At 57.1% G+C, this 26077-nt stretch carries 27 protein-coding genes; 10 read left to right on the plus strand and 17 right to left on the minus strand.

Translation table 11 applies throughout. The features are described from left to right. Nucleotides 1-7: 7 nt before the first annotated feature. From ACP86_RS10720 to ACP86_RS10760, 9 genes are all read right to left on the minus strand, one after another. Nucleotides 8-1216, minus strand: coding sequence for an ammonium transporter (locus ACP86_RS10720; protein ID WP_008177148.1), 1209 nt, complete (start codon nucleotides 1214-1216; stop codon nucleotides 8-10). Between the two features lie 223 nt (nucleotides 1217-1439). Then, nucleotides 1440-2357: a flagellar motor protein MotB gene (locus tag ACP86_RS10725; protein ID WP_053113740.1), complete on the minus strand. Its 918-nt coding sequence runs from the start codon at nucleotides 2355-2357 to the stop codon at nucleotides 1440-1442. Nucleotides 2358-2359: 2 nt separating this feature from the next. Then, on the minus strand, nucleotides 2360-3130 hold the full coding sequence (gene pomA / locus ACP86_RS10730) for a flagellar motor protein PomA (protein ID WP_053113741.1): 771 nt from the start codon (nucleotides 3128-3130) through the stop codon (nucleotides 2360-2362). Between the two features lie 68 nt (nucleotides 3131-3198). Next, on the minus strand, nucleotides 3199-3618 hold the full coding sequence (locus tag ACP86_RS10735; RefSeq protein ID WP_053113743.1) for a YkvA family protein: 420 nt from the start codon (nucleotides 3616-3618) through the stop codon (nucleotides 3199-3201). Nucleotides 3619-3696: 78 nt separating this feature from the next. Continuing rightward, nucleotides 3697-3954: a TIGR03643 family protein gene (locus ACP86_RS10740; protein ID WP_053113745.1), complete on the minus strand. Its 258-nt coding sequence runs from the start codon at nucleotides 3952-3954 to the stop codon at nucleotides 3697-3699. 70 nt (nucleotides 3955-4024) lie between these two features. Next, a complete protein-coding gene (locus tag ACP86_RS10745; protein WP_075267629.1) occupies nucleotides 4025-4618 on the minus strand; it encodes a tRNA-uridine aminocarboxypropyltransferase in 594 nt (197 codons plus the stop codon). A gap of 6 nt (nucleotides 4619-4624) precedes the next feature. Next, nucleotides 4625-6286: a phytoene desaturase family protein gene (locus ACP86_RS10750; protein ID WP_053113747.1), complete on the minus strand. Its 1662-nt coding sequence runs from the start codon at nucleotides 6284-6286 to the stop codon at nucleotides 4625-4627. Beyond that, complete coding sequence (locus ACP86_RS10755; RefSeq protein WP_053113749.1) at nucleotides 6277-6783, minus strand: DUF6231 family protein; 507 nt, start codon at nucleotides 6781-6783, stop codon at nucleotides 6277-6279. Before ACP86_RS10755 ends, ACP86_RS10750 begins: the two co-directional genes overlap by 10 nt. Before the next feature lie 16 nt (nucleotides 6784-6799). Then, nucleotides 6800-8122: a DASH family cryptochrome gene (locus tag ACP86_RS10760; protein WP_053113751.1), complete on the minus strand. Its 1323-nt coding sequence runs from the start codon at nucleotides 8120-8122 to the stop codon at nucleotides 6800-6802. Between the two features lie 168 nt (nucleotides 8123-8290). Between ACP86_RS10760 and ACP86_RS10765 the strand changes: the two genes are divergently transcribed. Further along, nucleotides 8291-9403: an S-(hydroxymethyl)glutathione dehydrogenase/class III alcohol dehydrogenase gene (locus ACP86_RS10765; RefSeq protein ID WP_053113753.1), complete on the plus strand. Its 1113-nt coding sequence runs from the start codon at nucleotides 8291-8293 to the stop codon at nucleotides 9401-9403. Between the two features lie 38 nt (nucleotides 9404-9441). On the opposite strand, the gene ACP86_RS10770 is transcribed toward ACP86_RS10765, so the two are convergent. Beyond that, the gene (locus ACP86_RS10770) at nucleotides 9442-10467 is read right to left on the minus strand and encodes a peptidoglycan -binding protein (RefSeq protein ID WP_053113755.1); all 1026 of its coding nucleotides are present in this window, start codon (nucleotides 10465-10467) and stop codon (nucleotides 9442-9444) included. After that, a complete protein-coding gene (locus ACP86_RS10775; RefSeq protein ID WP_014579156.1) occupies nucleotides 10464-11192 on the minus strand; it encodes a MotA/TolQ/ExbB proton channel family protein in 729 nt (242 codons plus the stop codon). The genes ACP86_RS10770 and ACP86_RS10775 overlap by 4 nt, the downstream gene beginning before the upstream one ends. Nucleotides 11193-11287: 95 nt before the next feature. Here ACP86_RS10775 and ACP86_RS10780 point away from each other — a divergent pair, with 95 nt between their 5' ends. After that, nucleotides 11288-11734, plus strand: coding sequence for an acyl-CoA thioesterase (locus tag ACP86_RS10780; RefSeq protein WP_053113757.1), 447 nt, complete (start codon nucleotides 11288-11290; stop codon nucleotides 11732-11734). Between the two features lie 69 nt (nucleotides 11735-11803). Here ACP86_RS10780 and ACP86_RS10785 read toward each other — a convergent pair whose 3' ends face one another. Beyond that, nucleotides 11804-12487 carry a type 1 glutamine amidotransferase domain-containing protein gene (locus ACP86_RS10785; protein ID WP_053113759.1) on the minus strand — a complete coding sequence of 228 codons (684 nt, stop codon included), beginning with the start codon at nucleotides 12485-12487 and terminating at the stop codon, nucleotides 11804-11806. Between the two features lie 191 nt (nucleotides 12488-12678). Between ACP86_RS10785 and ACP86_RS10790 the strand changes: the two genes are divergently transcribed. The 5 genes from ACP86_RS10790 to ACP86_RS10810 all read left to right on the plus strand — a co-directional run bounded on the left by ACP86_RS10790 (nucleotide 12679) and on the right by ACP86_RS10810 (nucleotide 18501). Beyond that, nucleotides 12679-13431 (plus strand): substrate-binding periplasmic protein, encoded by a 753-nt coding sequence (locus ACP86_RS10790; RefSeq protein WP_053113761.1) that lies wholly within the window; start codon nucleotides 12679-12681, stop codon nucleotides 13429-13431. Continuing rightward, nucleotides 13428-14810: a ribonuclease J gene (locus ACP86_RS10795; RefSeq protein WP_053113763.1), complete on the plus strand. Its 1383-nt coding sequence runs from the start codon at nucleotides 13428-13430 to the stop codon at nucleotides 14808-14810. The genes ACP86_RS10790 and ACP86_RS10795 overlap by 4 nt, the downstream gene beginning before the upstream one ends. A 49-nt stretch (nucleotides 14811-14859) precedes the next feature. Next, nucleotides 14860-15615 (plus strand): substrate-binding periplasmic protein, encoded by a 756-nt coding sequence (locus ACP86_RS10800; RefSeq protein WP_008177172.1) that lies wholly within the window; start codon nucleotides 14860-14862, stop codon nucleotides 15613-15615. Nucleotides 15616-15727: 112 nt separating this feature from the next. Then, nucleotides 15728-18001, plus strand: a complete 2274-nt coding sequence (locus tag ACP86_RS10805; RefSeq protein ID WP_227497893.1) for a putative bifunctional diguanylate cyclase/phosphodiesterase — start codon at nucleotides 15728-15730, stop codon at nucleotides 17999-18001. A 71-nt stretch (nucleotides 18002-18072) separates the two neighbouring features. After that, nucleotides 18073-18501 (plus strand): hotdog fold thioesterase, encoded by a 429-nt coding sequence (locus ACP86_RS10810; protein WP_008177177.1) that lies wholly within the window; start codon nucleotides 18073-18075, stop codon nucleotides 18499-18501. Between the two features lie 17 nt (nucleotides 18502-18518). Here the strand turns inward: ACP86_RS10810 and ACP86_RS10815 are convergent, their stop codons facing one another. Further along, nucleotides 18519-19850 (minus strand): HD-GYP domain-containing protein, encoded by a 1332-nt coding sequence (locus ACP86_RS10815; protein ID WP_053113765.1) that lies wholly within the window; start codon nucleotides 19848-19850, stop codon nucleotides 18519-18521. Between the two features lie 166 nt (nucleotides 19851-20016). On the opposite strand from ACP86_RS10815, the gene ACP86_RS10820 reads away from it, so the two are divergent. Further along, the gene (locus tag ACP86_RS10820; RefSeq protein ID WP_053113767.1) at nucleotides 20017-20697 is read left to right on the plus strand and encodes a hypothetical protein; all 681 of its coding nucleotides are present in this window, start codon (nucleotides 20017-20019) and stop codon (nucleotides 20695-20697) included. On the opposite strand, the gene ACP86_RS10825 is transcribed toward ACP86_RS10820, so the two are convergent. Then, on the minus strand, nucleotides 20694-21416 hold the full coding sequence (locus ACP86_RS10825; RefSeq protein ID WP_014579169.1) for a sulfite exporter TauE/SafE family protein: 723 nt from the start codon (nucleotides 21414-21416) through the stop codon (nucleotides 20694-20696). The two genes, ACP86_RS10820 and ACP86_RS10825, sit on opposite strands and share 4 nt — an antisense overlap. 109 nt (nucleotides 21417-21525) lie before the next feature. On the opposite strand from ACP86_RS10825, the gene ACP86_RS10830 reads away from it, so the two are divergent. Beyond that, nucleotides 21526-21984, plus strand: a complete 459-nt coding sequence (locus tag ACP86_RS10830) for a YchJ family protein (RefSeq protein WP_075267631.1) — start codon at nucleotides 21526-21528, stop codon at nucleotides 21982-21984. A gap of 7 nt (nucleotides 21985-21991) precedes the next feature. Here ACP86_RS10830 and ACP86_RS10835 read toward each other — a convergent pair whose 3' ends face one another. From ACP86_RS10835 to ACP86_RS10845, 3 genes are all read right to left on the minus strand, one after another. Next, on the minus strand, nucleotides 21992-22372 hold the full coding sequence (locus ACP86_RS10835; protein WP_053113772.1) for a rhodanese-like domain-containing protein: 381 nt from the start codon (nucleotides 22370-22372) through the stop codon (nucleotides 21992-21994). Nucleotides 22373-22456: 84 nt separating this feature from the next. Beyond that, nucleotides 22457-22831 (minus strand): thiol-disulfide oxidoreductase DCC family protein, encoded by a 375-nt coding sequence (locus ACP86_RS10840; protein ID WP_008177187.1) that lies wholly within the window; start codon nucleotides 22829-22831, stop codon nucleotides 22457-22459. Then, the gene (locus ACP86_RS10845; protein WP_053113774.1) at nucleotides 22815-24167 is read right to left on the minus strand and encodes a CHAD domain-containing protein; all 1353 of its coding nucleotides are present in this window, start codon (nucleotides 24165-24167) and stop codon (nucleotides 22815-22817) included. The genes ACP86_RS10840 and ACP86_RS10845 overlap by 17 nt, the downstream gene beginning before the upstream one ends. Before the next feature lie 226 nt (nucleotides 24168-24393). On the opposite strand from ACP86_RS10845, the gene ACP86_RS10850 reads away from it, so the two are divergent. Then, nucleotides 24394-26070: a methyl-accepting chemotaxis protein gene (locus tag ACP86_RS10850; protein WP_053113776.1), complete on the plus strand. Its 1677-nt coding sequence runs from the start codon at nucleotides 24394-24396 to the stop codon at nucleotides 26068-26070. The last annotated feature ends 7 nt before the right edge of the window (nucleotides 26071-26077 follow it).

The following is a 26077-nucleotide window of genomic DNA, read 5'->3' on the forward strand; positions in this document are numbered from 1 at the left end:
ACCGGTGTTACTCGACCGCGGTCGCCCCAATCCGGTGGATGCTCAGATCCGCCCCGTTGAACTCTTCCTCTTCGGTCAGGCGCAGGCCGGAGATGGCGTTGATTGCGCCATAGACAATCAGACCGCCGACAAAGGCCACCACAACGCCGGCCACTGAGCCGATGATCTGCGACATCAGGCTGACGCCGCCAAGGCCTCCCAGCGCTTCCTGGCCGAAAATGCCGCAGGCAATCGCTCCCCAGACACCACAGACTCCGTGCAGGGGCCAGACACCCAGAACATCGTCCAGCCGTTCGATCTTGGCCTGCGCCCATTCAAACAGGTAAACGAAGATGGCGCCTGCTACGCCGCCAGTCACCAGAGCACCCACCGGATGCATCAGGTCAGAGCCGGCACATACCGCCACCAGTCCCGCTAGCGGACCGTTGTGGATAAAGCCCGGGTCCTTACGGCCCAGCAGCATGGAGACGAGGATGCCGCCGACCATGGCCATCAGGCTGTTCACGGCCACCAGGCCGCTGATGCCGTCCAGGGTCTGGGCCGACATGACGTTGAAGCCAAACCAGCCAACGGTCAGAATCCAGGCGCCCAGGGCGAGGAAGGGGATATTGGAGGGGGCAAAGGCCACCACCTTGCCGTTGCGGTAGCGCCCATTTCGTGCACCCAGAACCAGTACGGCCGCCAGGGCGATCCAGCCGCCCACCGCGTGCACTACAACGGAGCCGGCAAAGTCGTGGAAGGATGCACCAAACTGGTTCTCCAGCCAGCCCTGGAAACCATAGTTGCCGTTCCAGATCAGCCCCTCAAAGAAGGGATAGATAAAGGCGACAATCAGGCCTGAGGCAATCAGCATCGGGTAGAACCTGGCGCGTTCGGCAATACCGCCGGACACGATGGCGGGAATGGCCGCGGCGAACGTCATCAGGAAGAAAAACTTCACCAGATCATAGCCGTTGGCGGCGGTGAGCTCGGCGGCACCGCTCATGAAATGGCTGCCGTAGGCAATGTAGTAGCCGATGAAGAAATAGGCCACGGCAGAGATGCCAAAGTCGGTCATGATCTTTACCAGGGCGTTGACCTGGTTCTTGTGGCGAACGGTGCCTACTTCCAGAAAAGCAAAGCCGGCATGCATGGCCAGCACCATAATGGCGCCGATGAGGATGAACAGCGTGTTGGCGCTTTCAGTCAGGGTGTGTACTGCACTCGTGATGTCCACGGGTTTTCGCTCCTGATGTTGTGTGTCCGGCCTCTAGCGGGCCGCTTTACGTTGAAATGTGCATTGATGAGGTGCAGCTAAAGCAAGAGCTGTTCCAAAATAATGCATTTCAAGCGCGGAAGGGCAGTTGGGTGGTTCTGGAAAGATGTGAGAGACGTGTTTTAGAGCCAAAGTGCACTAGCATTGTGCGTTTTGGTGTCGGGCGCACCAAAATAGAGTGCGCTTACCAGCTGATTTCGTTTGATGTCGAGCTGTCGGATTCGATCCCGAGGGCGGACTGGTCATCGTCCGATTCGGACTGGATCAGTTCCCGGAGGCGAACCTCCTGTTCCTGCATCGGGCCGGAGAGATCAATGATGATTTCCACGCGCCGGTTCTTGGCCCGGTTTTCCGCAGAGGTGTTGGGTACCCGCGGCTCGGTATCCGCCAGACCGGTGACGGACAGACGGGTGGGTTCCACCTGGTCCCGGGCGACCAGAACGTTGGCAACGGCGGCTGAGCGGGCGGCGGAGAGGTCCCAATTACTGTAAAAACGGTCGGTCCGAATAGGCACGTTGTCGGTGTGCCCCTCGATCGTCAGGTCACCGGGAATGCCTTCAATCACCTCTGCCATATCCAGAAGCAGGCCCTCGAACTCCCAGGTCAACTGAGCCGAGCCGGAAGGGAAAGAACCTTTTTCCTCAACCCGAATCACGATTCGCCGCTGATCCTCGCTCACATTGATGCGCCCATCGGCGATCGCCGGCTCGAGGACTTTCAGGATATCGTCCATGGTTTCCTGCATCTGTTCCTCCATGGCGGCTTCAACGGCCATGTCGGTGGGGCTTTTCAGGGTCTGGAGCTCCGGCGCTTCGTCCGTGGTGGTCTGTTTGACTTCGTTGACCACGGTGGGCTCTGGCGGCGCCGGGGAAAACTTGTCAAAAATGGGGCTGGTACCCTTCGGGATCTCCAGAGCCGGCACATCCCGCTGGACGCCAAAGGCTTTGGAGAGTTCACCGGCAATCTGCTTGAACTTCTGGGCGTCGATCTCGGAAAAGGACAGCAGCAGAACAAAGAAGCACATCAGCAGGGACATGAGATCGGCGAAGGTGACAACCCAGGCGGGAATTCCCGGTTTTTCCTCTTCTGGCAACTCGTCCATGATTACACGCCTTCCGGTTCAGCCACTTTTTCACGTTCCTTGGGCGGCAGGTAGCTGGAGAGCATCTGCTCGATGATGCGCGGGTTGGTACCCTCCTGGATGGCAACCAGGGCATCAATATAAAGCGACTGCATGCGCGCTTCCTCGGTCATGCGCAGAGAGAGCTTGTCGGCAATCGGGGTGGCAATCATGGTGGCAATCATGGCGCCATAAAGCGTGGTCAGCAGGGCAACTGCCATGGCCGGGCCGATGGATTTCGGGTCTTCCATGTTCGACAGCATCTGAACCAGACCTATCAGCGTGCCGATCATGCCCATGGCCGGCGCCACGTCCGCCATGGCCGTGAAGACCTTGGCGCCGGAGCGGTTGTGGTCGAGAGTCATCAGGCGCTCCTTGTTCAGAAGCTCCTTGATGGTTTTCCCGTCCTGCCCGTCCACCAGCATCTGGATACCCTGTCCAAGGAACGGGCTGCTGATCTCTCTGTCTTCCAGCCCCAGAACCCCTTCTTTCCGGGCCACATTGGCGATATCCACCAGCTCCTCAATGCTCGCCTGGGTTTCCGGCAACTTGAACTTGAAGGCGCGGGCAGCGGCTTTGAAGGCACCCAGGAACTGGGCAAAGCTGAACTTGGCGAGAACAACCAGCAGGGTACCGCCGACAACGATCAGCAGGGATGCGGGATTGATAAATACCAACGGAGAGGTGCCAAGAATAACTGCCGAAGCAATGAGTAAACTAGCGCCAACAAGACCGATAAGAGTGGCGAAATCCACGGTATCTCCAGATTTGGTTTGAGCAAGGCTGAGAAGGGGTGTGAGATTACCTTCAGATCAGAATTTAATCAATTCGTCTGATGGGTTCTTTCCAGTTCTTCCTGCTGTTCTTTCCAGGCAGCATAGCGGTGAATATCGGACTCCACCAGCTTCAGGCACAGCGCAACAACGCCGGCGTCGTCCACCAGACCGAAGCCGAAAATCAGGTCGGGAATGACATCGAGGGGGTTCATCACGTAGATCAGCGCACCGGCCACCGCTGCGATCGTTTTCCACGGAACGCTCCGGTAATTGCCGTACCAGTAATCGCGGATCATCGAAAACATCAGCTTGATGTCGGCGCTGAAGCGAGACAGTTTGCCGCTTTCTTTCACTTTTTCTTCAATACTGCGCTGGCGGTCGAGCAGCGTTTCCAGATCCGCCCGATGCACCTTGCCCGCTTCGGCGTCCAGCTGTTTCCGGGCGTTTTTCTGGTTGAACAATGCCATCGAGAGGGTTCCTCACTTGCTTGATGCCTGAGTGCTCATGATCGCGCAGCTTCGCCGTCAATGCCAATGACAAGGCGTTTATCGGTGCTTGTACTGGGTCGGACAATAGCCGCGGTCTACACCCTCAGGTCGTAGCTGGCGATGTTTGGTGTTGCGCCCGGTTACCCGCTTGCGCCATAGCCGGAAGCTACCGGGTTTGAGCTCACGACGCATCAGGCGAATAACATCTTTTTCGCGAAGGCCATAGAGGGCTTCGATGGCCTCGAAGGGTGTGCGGTCCTCCCACGCCATCTCGATGATGCGGGAGAGGTCCGCCGGTCCAAACTGCTCTGACATGGGGTTTCTCTGTTTGACTTACGTGTTCCCAGAGTACGTTTGAGCTGGCCAGTCGTCTCACCCGCCTGGTCTATTGGTAGTGCCTGTGCAGCCGGGCCGGGATCTGGGCCAGCTGTTTGTCGACCAATGTGCGCATGGCGTGGGCGATTGGTCGGGTATCCAGCTCTGGCTCAAGCACATTGAGCAGATAGGCGACGGCCTCTGCCGTGGCCAGGCGGTCTTCTCCGGGCGCCTTTCGGATGGCGTAGGCGGAGGCCGGCGGACTGGCGAAATGGAAACGCGGCAATGCAGAGAGTTCCGGGTTCTGGTGAAGGATTTTGGCGGCCTTGCGCCAGGTGCCGTCGAGAATGATCCAGTGATCGAACTGGCGTACGTCTGAGGTTTCGAGCGCCTCACTGCCGGGCCCCGGAAACAGCAGGGCCGGGTGATGACTGCCGGCGACGGAATCAAACCCGGCCTGATGGAAATCGCCCGGCATTTCGCCTGTGAAGAGCCTGAGATTTGCGAGGCACCGGGTGAGGATACGAACGGTGCCCTTGGCATGGCCGACTTCGGTCGGGTGCTGCAGTATCGTCACCCCCGTGCGGTTTCGCACGGGGGCACACGCTTCGCAAACACAGATATTCGGATGCATGCCGCAATCGGCGCAAATCGGTCTGGGCAACCCCTGTTACCCCACGAAAATACGCTTCGCCAGACCGGCCCCGCGCCAGCCCTGAATGGCCAGGGTGCTGACCAGTCCACCGATCATTGCGCCCACGACACCGCAGGTGAGGATATCCTGGCCGGTAAGGTAGAGCCCGGGGATGTCGGTCTTGGGTTTCAGCCACTCCTGTTCGAAGCGCTCGGGGTTGTGGTCCAGGCCGTAGAGCTCGCCCCGGCCGTAACGGCAGAACCAGGCGGTGGAAAGCGGCGTTGAGGTTTCCACGTAATCCACTTTTCCGCGCAGCTGGGGCAGTTTCTCGTACATCACTTCCAGCAACTGGTCGGTGATTTTCTGCTTCAGGGCCTCATAGTCGTCGCCCCGCTTGCCCCAGATGGTGTCCTGCCAGGGCTCGAACATCTCCCAGGTCGTCGGGGCGACGATCTCGATGGTGGAGGTGCCTGGCCAGCGGTTCTGGTAATCCGGATCCTTGGCTGCCGGAAAGGAGATGTAGACCACCGGGAACTCGGTGTTGTCCGGGTCATCCAGAAACTGTTGCACGTTGCCATCGTGGTCCGCGCTGGGATAGATCCAGAAATTGGTCCGCGGCAGGCCCAGTGCCTCCGGTGTGCCCTTCAGGCCAATGTAGAGGCCGATGTGGGGCATGGAGGGAATGATGTGCTGGCGTTTGCTTTTGTAGCCGATCTTCTCCGCGGACTCGGCGGGCAGCAGTTTTTCGAAAGTGTTGATAACTCCGGCGTTGCTGATGACCAGCGGTGCCCGGATTTCCTCGCCATCGGCCATGCGAACGCCGGTTGCCCTGCCTTTCTCCACCAGGATGTCGGTGACGTCGGCGTAGGTAAAGACTTCACCGCCGGGCTGCTGAATAACAGGGATAATGGTTTTGGCAATTTCCGACGCGCCGCCGACGGGGTAAAAGCCACCGTAGAGGTAATGTTTGGCAATCAGCGCATGGACCATAAAGCTGGACTGCATCGGCGTGACGCCGCAGTCGCCCCACTGGCCGGTGATAGCGCCGATCAGTTCCTTATTGTCGGTGAGCTCGCTCAGCACCTCCCACGTGGTCTTGTTGAAACAGTCAGGCAGGGCGACATCCAGCCCTTTGTTGATAACCGGGCTCAATATGCCGGGGGCGAGCTTGGAGAGTGTGTACCACTGCATGCCGTCTGCCACCTTGCCCAGCAGCTTTACATACTGGTCGATGGCTTCTTGTTCATCGGGAAAGGCATCGAGCAGGGAGAGACGCAGCCCTTCCTTGCCGGCGCGCAGATTCACGACCCTTTCGCCCAGGAAGAAGCGGTCGTAGTTCTCGTCCATGGGGGCCCATTCCAGCTTGCCGTCGGTGATGTAATCGAACAGCCTGCGGCCCAGGGTGTGGGGAGAGCCCATGTCGCCGATGTAATGGACGCCTACGTCCCATTCGTAGCCGTTGCGAGCGTAACTGTGGGTGTAGCCGCCGGCCGTGTAATGCTGCTCAAGCACGAGGACTTTCTTGCCGGCCTTGGCCAGGCAGGCTGCGGTGGTCAGGCCGCCGATGCCGGAGCCAATTACGATGGCGTCGTAGGGGCCTTTCAGGCGACTGGCCCGGTAACGGGTACCGATCCTGATCGTACTGGGCTTCAGTTTCTGAGAAGACGGACTGTTCACTTCTGTGCTTTTTACCACCATGCCTTACCCCACATTTCCGGATTGGCCCAGTTCTCTGGATTGTTCCAGGCCCGTTTGTGGTTGTAAGTATCCAGATTGTAGGTGTACAGCGTGAGTGCGCCGTTATCATTTTCCAGTTCGGCATGGCGACGGAAGCCAAGGCCGATGAAATCAGTAAAGGCCCAGCCTGGCGCTTCGCCAACCAGCACCGCGATCTGATGGGTGCCATAGTTTCTTAGCTGGCCTAGCAGCAAGGCGCCTTCATCATGAGGCAGGTGTTCCAGGGTGCCGGTTATCAGCGCCAGATCTGCAACCCGGTCGATGTGCAGCCTGGCGTTGGGGTCTATGGTGTCGAGAGTTCGAACATCGACACCTTCCTGGTGCTTCTGCCACATCCGCGACATTTCGGTTGCGAGGCTGCCACAACTCAGCAGGGTTGCCGGTGAGCTGGTTTCGATGATGCGGGCCAGTGTCTCCCGTGCTACATCCGAGTTGCTGTTGTCCGTTATTTCCGCCATGGCGATTCGCCTTTTACTACAGGGGCCAGTCTGCCGCATCCACTGTGTGTAAGCCTACGGGCTGATCCGCATGCCCGCCCCAGCGGTCAATAAAGGTGCCGGTGGGATCGTACTGCTGCGTCTGTTTTTCGAGGTTGAACTGCCGCAGGCCTCTCGGGTCCGCCCCTACGCCAGCCAGGTACTGCCAGTTGCCGTAGTTGCTCCCTACATCATAGTCGATCAACTGCTCCTCAAACCATGCCGCTCCGTAGCGCCAGTCCAACCCGAGTTCGTTGATGAAGCAACTGGCGACCAGTTGTCTGGCCCGGTTGCTCATGTAACCGGTTTCCCGCAGCTGATTCATGGCGGCGTTCACGATCGGATATTCGGTGTTGCCCTGGCACCAGGCCTTGAAACGATGGCCGTAGAAGGTGCCATGCCGACGTTTGCGCTGGACGCCGTCCCGGCGGAACAGGTTGGCGCCATGTTTCAGGGCGTACCAGTAGAAGTATTCGCGCCAGAGGAGCTCGAACCAGAGCCAGTAGGTGGATTCGTTTTTAGTCTCGCTGGCTTCGTATTCGGTGATGGTTTCTGCTACTTCCCGGACCGAGAGACAGCCGTTGGCCAGCCAGGGTGAGAACTTGGAGGAGGCATCCCAGTTGTCCAGGGCGTTCCGGGTTTCCTTGTAGCGGTCAATGCTGTGGTTGCCATAAAGGAATTCCTGCAGCCGCGCCAGGCCGGCGGCTTCACCGCCCATAAACTGTAACGGATGCACCGGTTCCGGTATCGGCGGGCAGTCGCCGCGATTGTCCTCCGGGAATCCCGGCGGTGGCGGCAGGGCCGTCAGGGTGCGGATTCGCAAGCGCTCTGAACAGCGATCTCCGGTTTTCTCAACTTGCTTGCGGAACTGGGAGAAGGTATCCGGCAACTCCTCGAGCGCCATCGGCAGGGAACCCTCGGTGAACAGGCTCAGAGTCTCGAATTGCTGGAATACTGCCTTGGGCAGCCTGTCCTTGATGGCTTGCCACTGACCGGCCTCCTGGGTGCCCGGAAGCCGGGAGCGGACAACCCGTTCAATGCTGTGGGCGTGCGCAAGTTGCGGAATGACCGTTTCCGGCTCACCAAAGGCGATGTGGAGCCGCTGGCCCAATGGTCGAAGGCTGCGTTCCAACGCCATCAGGCTCTGCCAAAGAAAGCGCCACCGATGATCCCCCATGGCCTTGCTCTGCATGGGACCGGGCGCAAACCAGCGCGGATCGACCACATAGAGGCAGAGCAGCATGTCGGACTTCGAGGCCGCCAGCAACGAAGCGTTATCGTGCAGGCGAAGATCCCGCGTAAACCAGTAAAGCGTGCGCAACGTAAGAGCTCCTCTCTCGGTATCTGTCAGCTGTGAGAAGATACGAGCCAGTTCCGAAAAAGATTTCGCCGCCCATCTGGTTGCGCACTTCGTCTAGAATGAACGAACAGCCGGCACATCGTGGCGTGAAATCCAAAACACAGATCCGAATTCAACAGGAGTCCGACAGTGATTAAATCCCGTGCAGCGGTGGCTTTTGAGGCCAACAAGCCGCTAGAAATTGTCGAAGTCGATGTGGCGCCGCCCCAGGAGGGCGAGGTTCTGGTGCGCATCGTTGCCACCGGTGTTTGTCATACCGACGCCTACACTCTGTCTGGTGCTGACCCTGAAGGCCTGTTCCCGACCATTCTGGGCCACGAAGGTGGCGGTATTGTCGAGGCGGTCGGACCCGGCGTCAAAAACCTGGAAGTGGGTGACCACGTGATTCCGCTCTACACGGCCGAATGCGGCGAGTGCAAGTTCTGCACCTCTGGCAAGACCAATCTGTGTGGTGCCGTGCGTGCGACCCAGGGCAAGGGCGTGATGCCCGACGGTACCTCCCGTTTCTCATACAACGGTCAGCCACTTTATCATTACATGGGCTGCTCCACGTTTTCCGAATACACGGTACTGCCGGAAATCTCCCTGGCCAAAATTCCCAAGGAAGCGCCCCTGGACAAGGTATGCCTGCTTGGCTGCGGCGTCACCACCGGCATCGGCGCGGTACTGAACACTGCCAAGGTTGAGGAAGGCGCCACTGTTGCCATCTTCGGCCTGGGTGGCATCGGCCTGGCGGCGATCATCGGAGCCAAGATGGCCAAGGCGGGCCGGATTATCGGCGTCGACATCAATCCGGGCAAATTCGACATCGCCAAACAGCTGGGTGCCACCGATGTGGTTAATCCCAACGACTACGACAAGCCGATTCAGGAAGTGATTGTCGACATGACCGACGGCGGCGCCGACTACACCTTCGAATGCGTAGGCAACGTGAAACTGATGCGCGCAGCGCTTGAGGCCTGCCACAAAGGCTGGGGTGAATCCACTATCATCGGTGTTGCCGGTGCCGGCGAGGAAATCAGCACCCGTCCGTTCCAGTTGGTTACGGGCCGGGTCTGGCGTGGTTCAGCCTTTGGCGGTGTGAAAGGTCGTACCGAGCTGCCGGGCTATGTGGAAAAAGCCGAAAAGGGTGAGATCCCGCTGGATGTGTTCATTACCCATGAAATGCCGTTGGAAGACATCAACAAGGCGTTTGACCTGATGCATGAGGGTAAGAGCATTCGGACGGTTATTCATTTCTGATCGCCGACTGATCGGGCGCAGTACTATGCTGCGCCCGATCAACGATCCGTGAGCTTCAGCTCAATCCTCCGGTTTCTCTGCAACGCCTCCGGAGAGGTGCCTTCCGCTACCGGGAAGAACTCGCCAAATCCAGCCGCCGCCATGCGCCGTTCCGGTACACCCTGCGCTGCAAGGTAGCGCACGACTGCCACGGCACGGGCGGTGGACAGCTCCCAGTTCGAGGGGAATCTCGGGGTATTGATAGGTATGACATCGGTATGACCATCAATCCTCAGGATCCAGTCTACGTCCTCGGGAATCTTGGCGGAAACATCCAGCAGTAGTTTGGCAAGCTTGTCGAGCTCCTGCCGGCCTTCCTCGCCCAGTTCCGCCGAGGCGGAAGCAAACAAAAGTTCGGACGGCAGCAAGAAACGGTCGCCGACGATCCGGACATTTTCGTTGCCGGCCAGAATATCCCGCAGCCGGGCAAAGAACTCGGACTGATACTGTTCGAGCTGATTGACGCGCTCGGCCAGCAGAGTATTCAGCCGTCGGCTGACCTGTTCCAGTTCCTGCTCCTTGTCGGCGGTCATCTGTTCCTGGAGCTCCAGCGCCGAGGCAATCTGCCTGAGTTGCTCTCGCAAGGAGGCTATCTGATTCGACAGCCTCAGGATCATCGCCTGCTGGCTGGCCGATACATCGTCTTTCTCGTCAATCGACTCTTCCATGCTGGCCAGTCGCTCCGATTGCGCATCGGCCATGGCGGTTTGCCGCATCAGTTGTTCACGGGTGGATTCCAGCTGACCGACCAGGCTGCTGTTCCGGTCCTGAAGGCTGGTTAACTGATTTTCCAGTGCCTCGCTTCTATTTTCTTCCAGGCCGAGCAATTCCGAGAGCTCGTTCAACTGGGCATTGAGTCGGGCGAGCTGGGTATCCCGGTCAGAGAGTGTCTGGGAGAGGTAGAGCTGGCTGACCACGTAGACCAGCAGCATGAATATGACCAGCATCAACAAGGCCGAAAGGGCATCCACATATCCCGGCCAGACGTTGGTGGTGCTTCGGCTTCGGCGCCTGGAACCGATCATGACAGGTCTTTCTCGTCGTCTATCCGGTCCACGAGGTTGGTCACACCGGTCAGCCACTCCTCGAGGCCGTCATAAAAGCGGTTCTGGGCATGGCCGGCCTGGATATCCAGGAAGCCCAGTATCAGTGAGCCGCCCAATCCCAGCAGAGAGGAACTGAACGCGGTGCCCATGCCCTCAAGCGGCGTAAGCAGGCCTTCCTGAAGCTCCGCAAACACCTTGCCGAAGTCTTCCTGGCTCATATCCAGTCCGGTGATGACCTGGCCGACCGAGTTGATGGTGCCCAGCAGGCCCCAGAAAGTACCCAGCAGGCCGAGGAAGACCAGCAGGCTGATGAAATAGCGCGTGATTTCCCGCTGTTCGTCCATGCGGGAGTGGATACCATCGAGCACGGTTCGAAGGGAAAGGGTAGACAGTGTGAACCGGTCCTTGGTTGCATCCTCGCCGAGCTGTCTTGCCAGCGGCTTCAGCAACTTGGGCTCCTGAACCACCGAAAGGCCGGCGTGTCCGGTTCTGAACTGAGCGATCCACTTCAGTTCCGGAAACAGCACGAACACCTGCCGGTAGGTGAGGGCGATGCCGATGATCAGAACCCCGAGAATCAGCAGATTGAAAACCCAGTTGGCCATAAAGGCCGAAATCAGGGGCTTGTGGATCAGGGCGCCGACGATGACGACCACGCCGAGGAACAGCGTCATCCAGAAAAGGGTGTGCTTGGGGTTGCTCATAGCGATGGCCAGCTTTTTTGAGATATTCCTCAAAACGTTAGCACAGATATGAGAAGCTGTTGGCGACAGTAACTGAACTTTAATCGGAGCGCGTCATGGCTGGTGAGTTGCCTTTCCGTTTTCGCTTCCGGGTTCGCTATGGTGAATGCGATGCCCAGGGCGTGGTGTTCAACGCACGTTATGCGGATTTCGTTGATATTGCTGTCAACGAATACATTCGCACCCTGTTTGGCGATTATCAGCACCTGCTGGATCAGGACCTGGATATCCAGGTGGTGAGCCTGACGGTGAACTGGAAGGCTCCGGCGAAGTTTGACGATGTTCTGGAAACCCGCATTCGCGCCGGGCGAATCGGAAACACCTCATTTACCCTGCATCTGGAGTTTTTCCGGTATGGGGATGACGGATTTATTGCCGATGCGGACGTCACCTATGTGCTGATTCAGCCTTCGGTGATGGGCAAGGTGGCGATACCTGATCACATTCGTCAATTGCTGGAGCTGGGCGCTCCGGGCGAGTTGATTAGTCACGCAGGGGAGTAAGCTGGGAGCAAAAAAGAAGGCCAGATGAGATTCATCTGGCCCTGGATTCATCCTGCAGTTACTGCCGGATCAGGCCTCTTGAAGAGCCTGCACAACGGCCTTCGCTGCCCCCTCGGAAGAGGCCGGGTTTTGCCCGGTAATCAGCTTGCCGTCCACCACGATGTGCGGTGCCCAGTCGTCACCGCGGGTGTAGGTGGCGGTGTTTTCCTTCAGCATGTCCTCCAGCAGGAAAGGCACTACGCCGCTAAGGCCAACCGCCTCTTCCTCGCTGTTGGTGAAGCCCGTTACTTCCCGGCCGCCAACGATGTTCTGGCCCGGTTTCACTTCCACGTTTTTGAACACGGCGGGTGCGTGGCAAACTGCACCGATCACCTTGTCCTGCTCGTAGGCCGTCTTGATCAGGGCAATGGACTTGTCGTCGTTAACCAGATCCCAGAGCGGGCCGTGGCCACCTGGATAGAAAATCGCGTCGTATTCATTCATGTCCACGTCGCTCAGCTTTTTAGTGCTGGCGAGGGATTCCTTGGCGTGGGCATCCTGCTGGAACCGACGCGTGGTCTCGGTCAGCGCTTCCTCGCTCTCACTGTTGGGATCAACTGGCGGCTGGCCACCCTTCGGTGACGCAATGGTGATGTCTGCGCCGGCATCCCGGAACACGTAGTAAGGGGCGGTGAATTCTTCGAGCCAGAAGCCGGTCTTGTGGCCGGTGTCGCCCATCTGGTCGTGTGAGGTGAGAATCATCAGAATCTTCATGGTGTCCGTCCTTTTCATTGACGAATGAATGGCGCTTCGTGATTGCTGTGATATTGAAGTTGTGCCATCAGTGACAGAATTCAACCGTCAGTACGTAAATCCGACTATCCCGGATCTTGAACCGTCTATACTGGAGACAGTTGGCCAGACCTCATAAGGATCTGAAAACCTCACAAGCAAGGACGACTGGAATGCGAGTGCTCTTCACCGCCGTGCTGATGGCGTTAGTGTTTCCTGTTTCGGCCCAGCAGGGCACAGAAACCGTCGAAGCGCTGACCGTAACCGTGGGGGCCAATCATGCGCCCCCCTATCGGATTATCCAGGGTGGGAGGCCAACGGGCCTCTATGTAGATATCTTCCAGGAAATTTCTGATCGACTGGGCTGGAAAGTGCATTATCGTGAGGCGCCTTTCCGGCGGGTCTTGAGAATGGTGCAGCAGGGTGAGGTAGATGTCATGCTGGGGCCCCTGGAGACCGCCGGACGGACCGAACTCATGGAGTTCGTGGCGCCGGCATTTCCTCCGGAGCGGCGATTGTTTTTTTACCTTAACGCAGAAAATCGCATTGAGCGCTACGCTGATCTGTATGGACGAGCCATTGGCACTTTGGAAGGGGCGTCGTATTTCTCCCGTTTTGATAGTGATGACAGACTTCTCAAGGAGCCTGCGCCCCGTTACGAAAACCTGATGCTGATGATGCAGAAAGGTCGGGTAGATGTCGTGATCGCCCCAGAGCTCGTGGGTTTATACACGGTCGAAGAGTTGGGGCTGGATGTTAAGGTTTCACCGTTCTTTGTGCCGGGAGAGCGCTCTTACATTGCTGTTGCGAAGAACTCTCCCGTGCTGAAGTATGCCGATGACATTCGGGCGGCGCTGAAACTGATTGAACTGGAAGGCATACACGAGGACCTGGTGTTGAAGTACATGGACCGAGTTGCTGAATGATTCCCGAACAGTCTGATCTCTGGTTTCTGCCTTTGGGTGGAACCGGTGAAATTGGTATGAACCTCAACCTCTATGGCCACGATGGTGCCTGGTTGATGGTGGATTGTGGTGTTACCTTTCCGAAGCCTGGTCGCATTGCTGCTGATGGCACGGTGCATCATCGTGGAGAGCCGCCAGTTCAAATGGCGGATCCTGCGTTCATCGCTGACCGCCGTGACCGGTTGGCGGGCCTGGTAATTACCCACGCCCACGAAGATCATGTCGGAGCTGTACCCTACCTTTGGCCGCTGCTGCAGTGTCCGATATACACCAGTCGGTTCACGGCCGAAATTCTGCGTCGCAAGCTGTCGGAGTTTGACCTGCTGCACCGTGTGCCGATCATCGAAGTGGAGACCGGCCAGAGCAAACAGATCGGGCCATTCACCGTGCAGTGGCTGGCGCTGACTCACTCCATCCCGGACCCTAACGCCCTGATGATTCGAACTACCGCCGGTAACATCTTCCACAGCGGAGACTGGAAACTGGATGAGCAGCCGCTGGTGGGCCATGGCTATTCGCCAAAAACCTTCACCGATCTGGCAAACGAGGGCGTGAATGCCATGGTATGTGACTCCACCAACGCCACAGTCTCGGGTCACTCGGTGTCCGAGGCGGCCTTGCATGAAGGATTGCTCAGGGCGATCCGCTCTGCCGAGGGCCGCGTTGTAGTGACCTGTTTTGGCAGTAATATCGCCCGATTACATACTCTGGCCTCAATCGCCAGGGAAACCGGCCGTTATATGGGTTTATTGGGACGCTCTTTGATCAACATGAGTGGCGCCGCCAGGGCTGCAGGGCTGTGGGATTCGGCTGACCACTTGATCAATCCGGCACATCTGGGGTACCTCCCGCGCGACGAAGTACTGGCTGTGGCCACGGGCAGTCAGGGCGAGCCGCGAACGGCTCTGCGCAGACTGGCCTCTGGTACCCATCCGGATTTTGAGCTGGAGGCGGGCGACACGGTAATCTTCAGCGCTCGCGCCATCCCCGGCAACGAGGAATCCATCGAGGCGCTGGTGGCCAGATTGAAAGAGTTGGGGGTCAGGGTAATCACCGCCGAGGATGCTGATTTGCCAATTCATGCTTCAGGTCATCCCGCGCAGGAAGAACTGGAGTTAATGTATAAGTGGGTAAAGCCTGCCATTGCCATTCCGGTCCATGGTGAGGCTGAACACATGGAAGCGCACGCTGACATTGCCAAAGCAACTGGTGTACCCCGTGCCATGGTGGGCCGAAACGGCGATCTTTTCATGATCCGGCCGGTGCCGGGAATTCGTCGCCAGGTTGTTGAAACTGGCCGTCTGGGCTGGCACAAAGAGGGTCTTGTCAGAGTTGAATAAGTCATTTACTTCTGTTGTCGGTAGGTCGCTTGTATTCGCAGTGGCTTCCGTGTTTCTGGCCCCGGTTCACGCATTGCCAGACCCTTCCTGCAATACGCACATCGTGAGCGGGAATCCGGAGTATCCGCCCCTGCTCTGGCGCGACCAGCAGCGCCCGGGCTATCTGATTGGCGCGGTGCCTGCTTTGCTCAAGGAAATTACGGAGCCATTGGGCGTGAATGTGGAAGTGAGGGACATAGGCTCTTGGGCCCGGGTCCAGCGCATGGCACGCCAGGGCGATATCGACATGGTGGCGGGCGCGTTCATTACCTCGGAACGCATTGGCTATATGGACTATTTGCTGCCGCCAATAACGCACCTGCCGACCGCTGTCTGGGTCCCCAAAGGCCGGGAGTTTGTCTATCGCCACTGGCCAGACCTGATGGGTAAGCGGGGCAGCACACTGATCAACAACAGTTTTGGCCAGAATTTCGACCGGTATGCAGAAGAAAATCTCCTCATTGAGGGAGTCAGGTCGATTGAGCAATCCTTCCAGATGGCGCTGGTTGACCGGGTGGATTATGTCCTCTATGAAGTGTTGCAGGGCGGGGTAAAACTCGAATATCTGGGCATTGCTGATCAATTCGTTTCCCTGTCGCCCCCGGTGAGTCGTGAGGGCCTGTTCTTTACTTTTTCCAAAGCCTCTCCTTGTAACTCCTTTGAGCTAAGGGAGCGTATTGCGGAGAGCCTATACGAGCTTGTGAATACTGGCCGGGTCGATGAGTTAATCCGGCGGTATAAAGACCTTTACACAGGAGCAGGTTAAGTGGAGGTCTCTTTCAGATGGGCGTGAACTTTAATGTGGCGCCTGTCGTAACTTGAGAGAGACACTCCGAGCAGGTAGAAAACAAACAGGAAGAATTGCTGGGAAGGAGTCCATGGCGATGGTGAAGGCAGTGACCCAAGATCAACGTGAGTTCGTTTACAGGCTATCTCTTGGCCTGTCGAGATCCACTGTCGACGAGCTTGATGGCAGCATCCATAGCTTCATCGCTGAGCTTGGAGATCGGCTTGATGCTGATCGCTCCTATTTGATCATGTTCGACGAAGCTACCCAGACCATTTCCATCACGCATGAAGCCTGCAGAAGTGGCGTTATACCCCAGAGAGATGCAGTTCAGAACGTACCGATGGCCCGTTTTCCCTGGCTAATGGATCAGTTGCAAACCCTATCGATGCTTGTCATCCCCGAAGTCCAAGAACTGCCCCCTGATGCGGAAGAGGAGAAATTGGAGTTCCAGCGGGAGAGTATCCGCAGTCTCGTGCTGGTTGGTTTGAGGCTGGAAGGTCAGGTCCGGGGCATCCTGGGTTTCGATTATCTTGACCAGTCTCGAGTGTTGGATTCAGAAACAGAAGAGTTCGTGCTTCAGGTTGGTGAGGTTTTGGGGGCATCTGTTCACAGACAGATACTGGCAGGCCGGAACGTCAGGTTCGAGAATAGCCTTTATCGTTATTCCGACCAGTTCCCGGGCGTTATCTTCCAGTTCAGGATGTATCCCGACGGACATGTAACTTTTCCTTTCATCAGCGAGAAAGTTGAAAATCTTTTCGGGTTTGCGGCTGATCTGCTTGGTGTCGATGCCCAGCCTCTGCTCGACCTGATCGAGGATGAAGACAAGCCATCCTTTTTTGAAAAGGTTAATGAGTCTCGCCAGCGCATGACCCCCTTTGAAACCGACTTTCGAGCCTACAAATGCGATGGCACGATGGCCTGGGTGGAAGCCAGGTCGGTGCCAGCCCGATTAGCGGACGACAGCATGACCTGGCACGGCTATTTTTTCGATGTTACGGACCGTAAGCAATCGGAATCCGAAATCGAGAAGCTCGCCTTTTACGACCCACTGACCGGCCTGCCAAACCGGCGCCTGCTCAGGGATCGCCTGGCGCAGGCGTTAACCGGGAGCAATCGGGATCATAATCATGGTGCTCTGGTATTTATTGATCTTGACAACTTCAAGAATATCAATGATTCCGCGGGTCATCTGACCGGCGATGAGCTTCTGGTCCAAGTGGGGGAGAGGTTGAAAAACACGGTCCGGGACTGGGATACCGTTGCCCGGCTCGGTGGGGACGAGTTTGTTCTCATTCTGAAGGGATTTCCCGCCGAGCCGGCCGATGCTGCTGCCAAGGTTGAGAAAGTCTGCGAGAAAATCCGCGATGCCCTCAACGAGCCCTATAATCTCAACGGCATAGAATATACGGGCACTCCAAGCATCGGCATCACACTGTTTTACGATCACGAAACGTCCCTTGAAGAGCTTCTGAGCCAGGCCGATATGGCCATGTTTCGGGCCAAGGAGGACGGCCGCAATTGCATCCGCTTCTACGACTCCATGATGCAGAAGAAAGTATCTGAGCGGCTGGCTCTTGAGTCGGACCTCAGGATGGCGATACGGAGGAAGCAGCTGGCAGTCCACTATCAGGTCATGGTTAACGAAAAAGGTGATCCTGTTGGTGCTGAGGCATTGCTTCGCTGGCACTGTCCGGGGCGCGGTATGGTTTCTCCCGCCGAGTTCATTCCTCTGGCCGAGGAAACCGGCCTCATTGAATCGGTCGGCTACTGGGTGCTGGAGGATGTTTTCTCCCGGGTGGCCAGCTGGAAGAAGCGAGGCGGTGCGTTGTCGCAGCTCCAGGTCTCGATCAACGTGAGTGCAAGGCAGTTTCACCTGCCTTCGTTCTGCTCGACGGTGATGGCACTGCTGAGAAAAACCGGTGCCTCCCCAAGAAACCTGAAAGTAGAAATCACCGAAAGCGCTCTTGCCTACGATCTCGAGTTGGTGGAGGAAACACTTCGAACCCTGAGAAGCATGGGAATACGGATCTCCCTCGATGATTTCGGCACGGGTTACTCGTCCCTCGGCTACTTGAAGCGCCTATCTCTGGATGAGTTGAAAATTGATCAGGGGTTTGTGCGAGACATCCTGGATGATCCTAATGATGCGGCTATCGCAGAGACCATCCTGGCCTTGGCCTCTGCGCTCAAACTGTCAGCAGTGGCCGAAGGTGTGGAAACCAAAGGGCAACTGGAACGCCTTGTTGGCATGGGGTGCAACCGTTTCCAGGGCTACCATTTCAGCCGCCCGCTCCCAGCGCTGGAGTTCGAGAAGTTGATTGAGCAAGCAATCGGTGATCGAAAGCGGAGGGCTTGGTAGTTCGCATCCTATCTGTATAAACTGGTACCTTGCTTCTAATCCGTTTCAAACAACATCGAGACCAGTCCCCTATGGCAATCTGGACCAGAACCCCGAACCTTGAACACCTGGCAAAATCCAGCGAAAACACCGCGGTCAGCTACATGGGTATCGAGTACCTTGAAATTGGCGACGACTATGTCAAAGGCCGTATGCCTGTTGATGAACGCACCGTACAGCCTTTTGGCATTCTGCATGGCGGCGCATCGGTGCTGCTGGCGGAAACCCTTGGCAGTATGGCGGCCAATTGCTGCCTGAAAAACCCGAAAACTGTCGCTGTTGGACTGGATATCAACGCCAATCACATCCGCCCGGTTACCAAGGGCTGGGTGTATGGCACAGCCAGGCCTATTCACATTGGTAGTGCGACTCAGGTCTGGGAAATCCTTCTGGAGAACGAAGAGGGGAAAACTACCTGTGTTTCGCGGCTGACCATGGCGGTAACAAAACGGCCAGGCTGAGAGAGGTTGGTTGGGTTTCAGGGCTGCTCGGCGGGCGCTCTTGGTCTGGTTACGATCAGCCCCTGATCTACAAACTCCTGAAGTACGATGTTGTGGGTACCGTCCGGAACCTCGCGGGCGATTCGATAGATTTCGCCTGCGGCATCCTCCGAGCTGACCTTCAGATCGACCGTTCGGTAAGGTGTCATCACGCTTTTGTCAGACTCCCTGACCAGCAGAACGCAAGGCTTGAGTTTATGCTCCGGCCGGCTCTCCACAACGATGCCCACCTCTCCGTTGATCATTTCCACGATGGAGCCCGGCGGGTAGATGCCGATGAGTTGGATAAACTCATCCGCAAGTTCGGCGTCAAACTGGGTACCCCGGTGTTTGTGGATGATATCCAGCGCCTGCATGGACGCCCTGCCTTTATCATAGACACGGTCACTGGTAATGGCGTCGTAGGTGTCGACAAGGCCCACGATCTTTGCAAAGTAGGGAATTTGATGTGCTTCGAGGCCTCTGGGGTAGCCTGAGCCATCCATCCTTTCATGATGACTGAACGCAACATCGACCGCGGTGTTGAGCGAATGGCTGGTGCCCATGAGAATCGTTCTGCCGTGAGTCGTGTGGTGCCTCATCAACTCAAACTCTTTCGGAGTCAGAGCGCCCGGTTTGTTCAGGATTTCGTCCGGGATTTTTGTTTTGCCAACATCGTGCAACAGACCGCAGAGCGCAAGGGTCTCGATTTCGCCCTGTAACAAACCGAGATGTTTTCCAAACGCTGCGCAAAGAATCGAGACGTTGATGCAGTGCTCGGCCGTATACGCGTCCTGATGCTTGATCTTGGTAAGTAGCATCAGTGCGTTCTCGTTTCTAAGCACGCTTTCAACGCATCCTTTGACGACTTTGCGCGCATTGTTGATGTCCAGGGTGCGACCGACCCGCAATCCTGACATGATCGCTTTGGCGGTCTCTTGCGCGTCCTCGAATCGGATCCTGGCCGTAGCCATCTCAGTGCCAGCGTCGACCTTATTGATGTAGGTGACTCGCTTACGAGGTACGGAAGGTTTTTGGGGTGCCGGTTCTGATGCTGATTTGCGCTTGAAAAGCCGGCGCAATCCTGATGGTTTCTGATTGCGGTTGGTTCCCTCATGAACGGTATTCGTTTTCTGAACCCGTCCCTCAATGAAAACAAACCCGCATTGAGCGCGTAGCGCCTCAATGTCTGACTGGTCTTTGATCACAAAGCCCTGAATCAGAAAATCGGTCTCCTCCCAAGGGCGGTCCAGCCGAACCACATGCATGCCGATCGCAAGTTCGGCGACGTCTAATTGGGTTTCGACAATTTCCTGATGGCTTTTATTCATGACTAGATCCTATCACCCGCTGCTGCCATTTTGACGGAAGAAGAACATAAAAGCGGAGGCTGAATTGCAAAATCTGGTCAAATAGTGTTCGCTTATCATGCGCGGGTCAAGCGCCTGAAGCACAGTCGACATTCGCTTTTCGATACTTGAACGGGAATCGTCCGTCATGTCGGATCACCGCTTTTTCCATCTCTGGTGGCTTGCACTGGCTGCGGCTCTTATCCCGCTGTTAACCATCCATATCACGTTTACAGTTTCAGTGCTGGAAGGGCATGTGGAGCTATGCAATCCCTACTGGGACAGCTGCACCAGCATCAGCCGGACTGGTCGTCACGGCACCTCCTACTTCATCTTTAAAGGTACCATGCTGCCCGCGGCCCTGCTGGGCATTCTGTTCTGGTGGCTAAACGGCCGGTGGCTGCGCCAGCTCGGCGTCCATTCGTCGGGGGTCGCCTGGATTCCCTGGCTGGGCCTGGTGGCCAGCGTCTCGCTCGGCGCCTATACCCTGGCTCTGGGACACGCCGGGGACGGCTTCAACCTGATCCGCCGTATTGGCGTGGTTCTGTATTTCTCGCTCACGTTCATCTGTGAGCTGCTGGTCAGTTCCGGATTGCGCAGCCATCCGTTGTGGAAGAACACGGGCATGAGGCTGCTGAATCTTTGCCAGCTTGTTCTGGCGGTAGGCATTCTTTCAGTCATCCTGAATGGCGTGGCGCCCGAGTTCTACAGCCGCAAGGACGATGCATTCGAGTGGATTCTGGCGTTCCTGATCAATGCTCACGCGCTCTGGCTGGCTTTGCTGTGGAAGAAAAACCGATTTCGCGTGCGCCTCTGGGCCGATTCCTAGAGTGAGATCAGCCCGCGAATCAGCGCCGCCGTTCCGGCGATGGCAGCGATACCTAGAATCACCGGGCGAAGCCCCTCGAAGGGCATACGGTGAACCAGCTTGCCTGACAGCCAGAAGCCCAGGAATACTCCAGGAAAAGTAACGGCGAACAGGAAAAGCTCTCGGGTTCCCAGGTAGCCAGAGGCGAGCAGGCCTGACAGGCTCAGCACGCTGGCAGCCAGGAAGAAGGCCGACATGTTGGCCCTGACCAACGGTCCCTTTTCATTCTGGTAAATCAGCGCAATTGGCGGTCCACCCACGGCGGTAATCGTGCCCATATAGGTGGAAGCGGCTCCGGCCAGCACGCTGTTCCTTGCGTTGAGCGCCGGCTTGAGACCGCCAACACTGAGCGCTACGCCGGCAAGGATAAGAATGCCGAAGGTCAGTTCGAAGCCTTTGGTCGAAATTACCAGCAACGTCAGTGCTGCCAGGACTGCCCCTGCAACGCCGCCACCGATGGCAAAACGCACTTCCCTGACCTGCAATGCGCCGCGATTGCGGATCAGCATGAATACAGTGAGCAGAGTGGCATTCAGAATCAGGGGGCCGGGCACTAACACCGGGCTGATCAGGAATAGCAATGGCGCGGCCAGTGTGCCAATGCCATAGCCGGCCACGCCTTGCAGGCAGGCTCCGGCAAGAATGGCAAGGTTGGCCAGAAGAATCTGTAACAGCGACACATCTGTCAAAGGAAATCACCAAAAAGGTCAGGAGAGTAGGCCGGAGCAACGCCGGTTTGATATTGATACACTGCCGGATTACGAGCATAGCCGAAACGATCGAAGCCCGATGATTCTACAGACTGAAAATCGAAACTGCCCCTGCGGAAGCGGTAAATCCTACAGCGAATGCTGCCAGCCTCTCCATCAGGGCGAAGCAGCGTCTAATCCGGAAGCGCTGATGCGATCCCGGTATGCGGCCTTCGTTCTGAAGCTGCCGGATTATCTGAGGGCCACCTGGCACGAGAGTTCACGGCCAGAGACGCTTAGCCTGGAAGACTCACCAGACTGGACCTCCTTGCAGATCCTGGACACCAACCAGTCCGGCGATCGTGGCACGGTGCTTTTTCGTGCGGTCTACCGCCTGGGCAAGGGCTGGGGGTTTCTCGAAGAAAACTCCGATTTTGTCCGTGAGCAGGGCCGCTGGTATTACCTTCGTGGTGACACCAGCGAGGGCCAGTTGAAGCCCGGTCGCAACGAACCCTGCCCCTGCGGGAGTGGCCGAAAGCACAAGGCCTGCTGCCTGTAAACGCCCGTTACTCGAAGGACGGCAGTTCGGGTTTGGCAACGGGTTTGTTGGCTTCCTGCCAGGCATCGAATCCTCCGGCGATGGACTGCACGTGCATGTAGCCCATTTCTTTCAGGGCTTTGGCACTCAGCGCAGCGCGCCCGGATGTCTTGCAGTAACACACGATGTTCATGTTGCGGCTCTCGAACGCCGGATCATTGGTGAACTTGAACTCCAGCAAACCACGGGAAATGTTGACCGCGCCGGGTATGTGGCCGGCCCGGTACTCATCCGCATCACGCACATCGAGGAGTAAGTCAGCGTTCTTGATGGCGTCTTCCGCCTGATCAAGAGGTACTTCCTGAATCTCTTTCCTGGCGGCTTCTACCAGATCATGGGCAGTTTTCATGGTTAAGCTCCTCATACTGATGGAATAAGGTTATACCTCAGGATAAGGGTTTGGGGCGCCAGGCGACACCCCGTACATGCATGATTAAGCGGTTTCGTTATCTCCGATGGCGCAGGCGTATTTGCGCTCATAGCGTTTGTCTGCCCATTTCCCGTAGATGCGCGAGGCAATCTGGAAGATACCTGGCCACAGCAGGGGTTTGAACAGAAAACCAAAGGGCGTGTGGGACCAGGCGCGAACATTTGCGGGCAGGCCGATGACCCATTCGCCGGTCCAGGTCATCAGGTGCAGGCGTCTGAGCAGAGCTTCGTGACTTGGCAGGTTGGCGCTGCCGTCGCGCTGTTCATGGATGTCTGCAAAGATCAGATTGCCACGCTGGAGTTTGCGCAGGGTGCGGATCTCTTTGGCGCAAAGTGGGCATTGTCCGTCGTAAAACAGGGTGTCATAACGGGGCTCCATCGAGTCCTCCAAGGGTCAGAATCTGTTTCCGGGCGTTCGCTTTGTGGTTTCCCAGCGTTTCCACGATTCCATTGAGCGCGGCTGGCAGTACCTCTGGCGCCGCCTGGCGGAACTGGTCGAGAAGCAAAATCTGAACGTGCAGATCCTGGAACCGGCCATAGAGCTCTTGCCGCTCCTTTAACGTTTTCAGGTTGCGCTTCCAGGTTTTTGCATCCAGTTCCATCAGGTAACGGATTCGTTTGAGTTGCTTGCGCAGCCGATGGATATCTTCATCCGGTGAAGTATGCATCAGCTCGGCAGTGCGTTTATTGAACTCCTTGATACGACGTTCCACGGCCCTTCGGATGTCTTTCGGCCGGAGTGTTGCGGCCAATTTCTGAAACTTTCGCGAATCAATCAGATTGCGCCAGTGTTCCAGGCTGTCCTGGTAGCGCTTGCTTTTCAGTCGCTTTGCCAGCTTTTTATGATGGCTGGCGGCTTCGCGCTCGAACCAGATCTGCAAGGCTGCCCGAATTTCCGCGTCATCTGCGCAAAGTTCCGGCAGGTCCTGAAGAAACACGTGAAGGTCGCGCAGTGGGCCCGTTGCCCTTGCATGGCGCTTCAGGGTTTTAACCCCCTTGGCCAGCGACTTGTCACCAGTCACGTCCTGAACCGATTCGGCGATGGCCCGGCTGCGTCGAATCGCAATCCGGTACTGGTGCAGAAATTCGTCATCCAGGCCAAGGGCGACGCCCCGTTCCAGTTGCCTTAGCCGATCAAGTTGATGGTGAAGGGCCTTGGGAATGTCGCTTGCAGGATCGTCCCCCGCGGTTCTGGCTCTCTTTTTAAGCTTTCGTTCGAAGTGGGCGTAGCTGTAATCCTTTGGCGTTATCAGAGTCACCAGTTTGCCCTTGCCGCGACCAATCTGGCGCCAGTGTTTGATCGAAAGCCGGATGTGAATAACGCTGGCGGTGGGTAGCTGTCCCGGGGGGTGCTTCAGTAGGGACTGGGCCAGTTCCAGTAACGCCGGGTTGTGGCCGACCAGGGTAATCTGTGGGGCGTCTGCCTGCTCTTCGAGCCATGCGAGTAGTCGCCGATAGTCGAAGGTATATAGCTCGCTCAGGGTATGGCAGCTCTCGGCTGCGACTGTGTCGGGCAGTATGCATTGAAGTGTCGCGACGGCCCGCCTGGCGTTGCTGCTGTAAACCTCGCCTTCGAACGCGCCGACAGATTTCAGGGCATTTCCCAATGGGGCCAATTGGCTGACGCCCCGAGCACTGAGGGGGCGTTCCCGGTCAGAAAGTGTTTCATCGGCCCAGCTGGACTTGGCGTGGCGTACCAGAAACAGGTGCTTCATTGGCCTACCTTCGTAGTGGTCCTTCAGTCTGATTCCCGCTCAAGACAATCGGGTTACTGCCGTTACTGTACCTAGCTGAAAATAATGGTGGAAGGTTTGTCCGATGGCAGGCGGCTCGGCGAATCAGTGCGCCTGCTGAAACCTGCCTTAACAAACTGGAACAGATCACGCCAAGTGGTCCGTGGATAATCCTCACCAACGGAAATTCCCTGGAGAGTTCGGAAAAATGAATGTCTTGAGTAAAGTGAAAATACGCTCGCGCTTGCTGGTGGCAGTACTTGTGCCGGTACTCGTTACGGCGGCAACATTGGCGTGGATCACCGCCAGTCAGATTCAGGCCAATGGTGAAGATGAGCTCAAGCGTCTTGAGAACAGCCTCCTCGAAGCACGGAAGGCTGGTTTACAGAATCTCATTGATGCCGCAGAGGCCGTGGTTCTGGAGGCCAAGAATGACCCATCGATGACGGAGGCGGAAGCGAAGGAGGCGGCAGCGGCGCGCCTGCGCTCGATCCGTTTTGATGAGACGAACTACGTGTTCGCCTATACCAGGGATGTATACAACCTGGCCTATGCCCCGGACCCTTCCAAAGAAGGACCGACCAAGAATCCGGTTGTCAGGGGGTTGGTGGCCGATCTGTTCGCCGCTGCCCGCGGTGAGGGCTTCTACGGCTATGACTGGATGAACCCTGCCTCCGGCAATGAAGAACCCAAGATGTCCTATTCCACCCTTATCCCGGACTGGGACTGGATGATCGGTGCTGGTGTCTACATTACCGATATTGACCGGCAGGTCGCTGCTGCTCGCGAGGACATTGAAGCGGGTATGGCGGAGGCCTTGGGCTTTATCCTCCTGGTGACGGTTGTGGTTGTCGTAATTGCTTTGGTGATCGGCGTATTCGTTGGCCGTAGCGTGACCCGGCCGCTGAAGAACGTCAGCAACATGATGCAGGAAATTGCTGATGGTGAGGGCGATCTCCGCCAGCGGTTGCCGGATGAGGGTACCGACGAGCTGGCCGAGCTCGGTCGTCGTTTCAATGCCTTTGTTGTGAAGATTCAGGACACCATGCGAGAAGTTGGCGCCACCACGGATCAGGTGGCGTCCGCGGCGGAAGAGCTCAGCCGGGTCGCGAATGAAACCCGGGCCTCGGTTCAGGAACAGGGCTCAGAGACTGACCAGATTGCCTCTGCGATCAATGAAATGGCCGCGACCATCCAGCAGATTTCCGGCAATGCCAATGAGGTTGAGAGCTCGGCCTCGGACGCCGACCGCATGGCCCGTGAGGGTGGTGAAACCATTAGCAGTGCCCAGGGCGCGGTGAACAAGCTGTCCGAGGAGATCGAGGACACGGCCCGCAGTATCAACGCCCTTGCGGAAAAATCCGATGAGATCCAGCAGGTACTGGACGTCATCCACGCGGTGACCGAACAGACCAACCTGCTGGCTCTCAATGCGGCCATCGAAGCTGCACGGGCTGGTGAGCATGGCCGAGGCTTCTCGGTGGTTGCTGATGAAGTACGCCAGCTTGCAAAACGCAGCGCCGAGTCCGCTGATCAGATTCGTACCATGATTGACGGCTTTGTGACTGAATCCAAGGCATCGGTGGAGCGGATGAACAAATCACGCAACCGTTCAACGGAAACGGTCGAAAGGATCAATCATGCAACCAGCGCGCTGCGAACCATCGAGACCTCGATTGGCAAGATTCATGATCAGGTAACCCAGATCGCAACCGCCTCAGAGCAACAAAGCCAGGTGGCTGAAGAGGTCAATCAGAACGTGGTCCGCATTGTCGACGCTGCCCAGCGTAGCGATACCGGCGTAACCCAAACCAACGAGGCCAGTCATGAACTGGCGCGTCTGGGTGAGAGCTTGCGGGATCTGGTAGGGCAGTTCAAAGTCTGAGCGCGGC

Source organism: Marinobacter sp. CP1 (assembly GCF_001266795.1).
In the GTDB taxonomy this organism is placed as follows: domain Bacteria; phylum Pseudomonadota; class Gammaproteobacteria; order Pseudomonadales; family Oleiphilaceae; genus Marinobacter; species Marinobacter flavimaris.

What these genes read in the sequence shown, in the direction of transcription:
- ACP86_RS10725 (WP_053113740.1), bottom strand. Translation starts at nt 2,357, where the DNA reads ATGGACGAGTTGCCAGAAGAGGAAAAACCGGGAATTCCCGCCTGGGTT.
- ACP86_RS10735 (WP_053113743.1), bottom strand. Translation starts at nt 3,618, where the DNA reads ATGGCATTGTTCAACCAGAAAAACGCCCGGAAACAGCTGGACGCCGAA.
- ACP86_RS10740 (WP_053113745.1), bottom strand. Translation starts at nt 3,954, where the DNA reads ATGTCAGAGCAGTTTGGACCGGCGGACCTCTCCCGCATCATCGAGATG.
- ACP86_RS10750 (WP_053113747.1), bottom strand. Translation starts at nt 6,286, where the DNA reads ATGGTGGTAAAAAGCACAGAAGTGAACAGTCCGTCTTCTCAGAAACTG.
- ACP86_RS10755 (WP_053113749.1), bottom strand. Translation starts at nt 6,783, where the DNA reads ATGGCGGAAATAACGGACAACAGCAACTCGGATGTAGCACGGGAGACA.
- ACP86_RS10770 (WP_053113755.1), bottom strand. Translation starts at nt 10,467, where the DNA reads ATGATCGGTTCCAGGCGCCGAAGCCGAAGCACCACCAACGTCTGGCCG.
- ACP86_RS10775 (WP_014579156.1), bottom strand. Translation starts at nt 11,192, where the DNA reads ATGAGCAACCCCAAGCACACCCTTTTCTGGATGACGCTGTTCCTCGGC.
- ACP86_RS10780 (WP_053113757.1), top strand. Translation starts at nt 11,288, where the DNA reads ATGGCTGGTGAGTTGCCTTTCCGTTTTCGCTTCCGGGTTCGCTATGGT.
- ACP86_RS10785 (WP_053113759.1), bottom strand. Translation starts at nt 12,487, where the DNA reads ATGAAGATTCTGATGATTCTCACCTCACACGACCAGATGGGCGACACC.
- ACP86_RS10790 (WP_053113761.1), top strand. Translation starts at nt 12,679, where the DNA reads ATGCGAGTGCTCTTCACCGCCGTGCTGATGGCGTTAGTGTTTCCTGTT.
- ACP86_RS10795 (WP_053113763.1), top strand. Translation starts at nt 13,428, where the DNA reads ATGATTCCCGAACAGTCTGATCTCTGGTTTCTGCCTTTGGGTGGAACC.
- ACP86_RS10805 (WP_227497893.1), top strand. Translation starts at nt 15,728, where the DNA reads ATGGCGATGGTGAAGGCAGTGACCCAAGATCAACGTGAGTTCGTTTAC.
- ACP86_RS10810 (WP_008177177.1), top strand. Translation starts at nt 18,073, where the DNA reads ATGGCAATCTGGACCAGAACCCCGAACCTTGAACACCTGGCAAAATCC.
- ACP86_RS10815 (WP_053113765.1), bottom strand. Translation starts at nt 19,850, where the DNA reads ATGAATAAAAGCCATCAGGAAATTGTCGAAACCCAATTAGACGTCGCC.
- ACP86_RS10820 (WP_053113767.1), top strand. Translation starts at nt 20,017, where the DNA reads ATGTCGGATCACCGCTTTTTCCATCTCTGGTGGCTTGCACTGGCTGCG.
- ACP86_RS10830 (WP_075267631.1), top strand. Translation starts at nt 21,526, where the DNA reads ATGATTCTACAGACTGAAAATCGAAACTGCCCCTGCGGAAGCGGTAAA.
- ACP86_RS10835 (WP_053113772.1), bottom strand. Translation starts at nt 22,372, where the DNA reads ATGAAAACTGCCCATGATCTGGTAGAAGCCGCCAGGAAAGAGATTCAG.
- ACP86_RS10840 (WP_008177187.1), bottom strand. Translation starts at nt 22,831, where the DNA reads ATGGAGCCCCGTTATGACACCCTGTTTTACGACGGACAATGCCCACTT.
- ACP86_RS10845 (WP_053113774.1), bottom strand. Translation starts at nt 24,167, where the DNA reads ATGAAGCACCTGTTTCTGGTACGCCACGCCAAGTCCAGCTGGGCCGAT.
- ACP86_RS10850 (WP_053113776.1), top strand. Translation starts at nt 24,394, where the DNA reads ATGAATGTCTTGAGTAAAGTGAAAATACGCTCGCGCTTGCTGGTGGCA.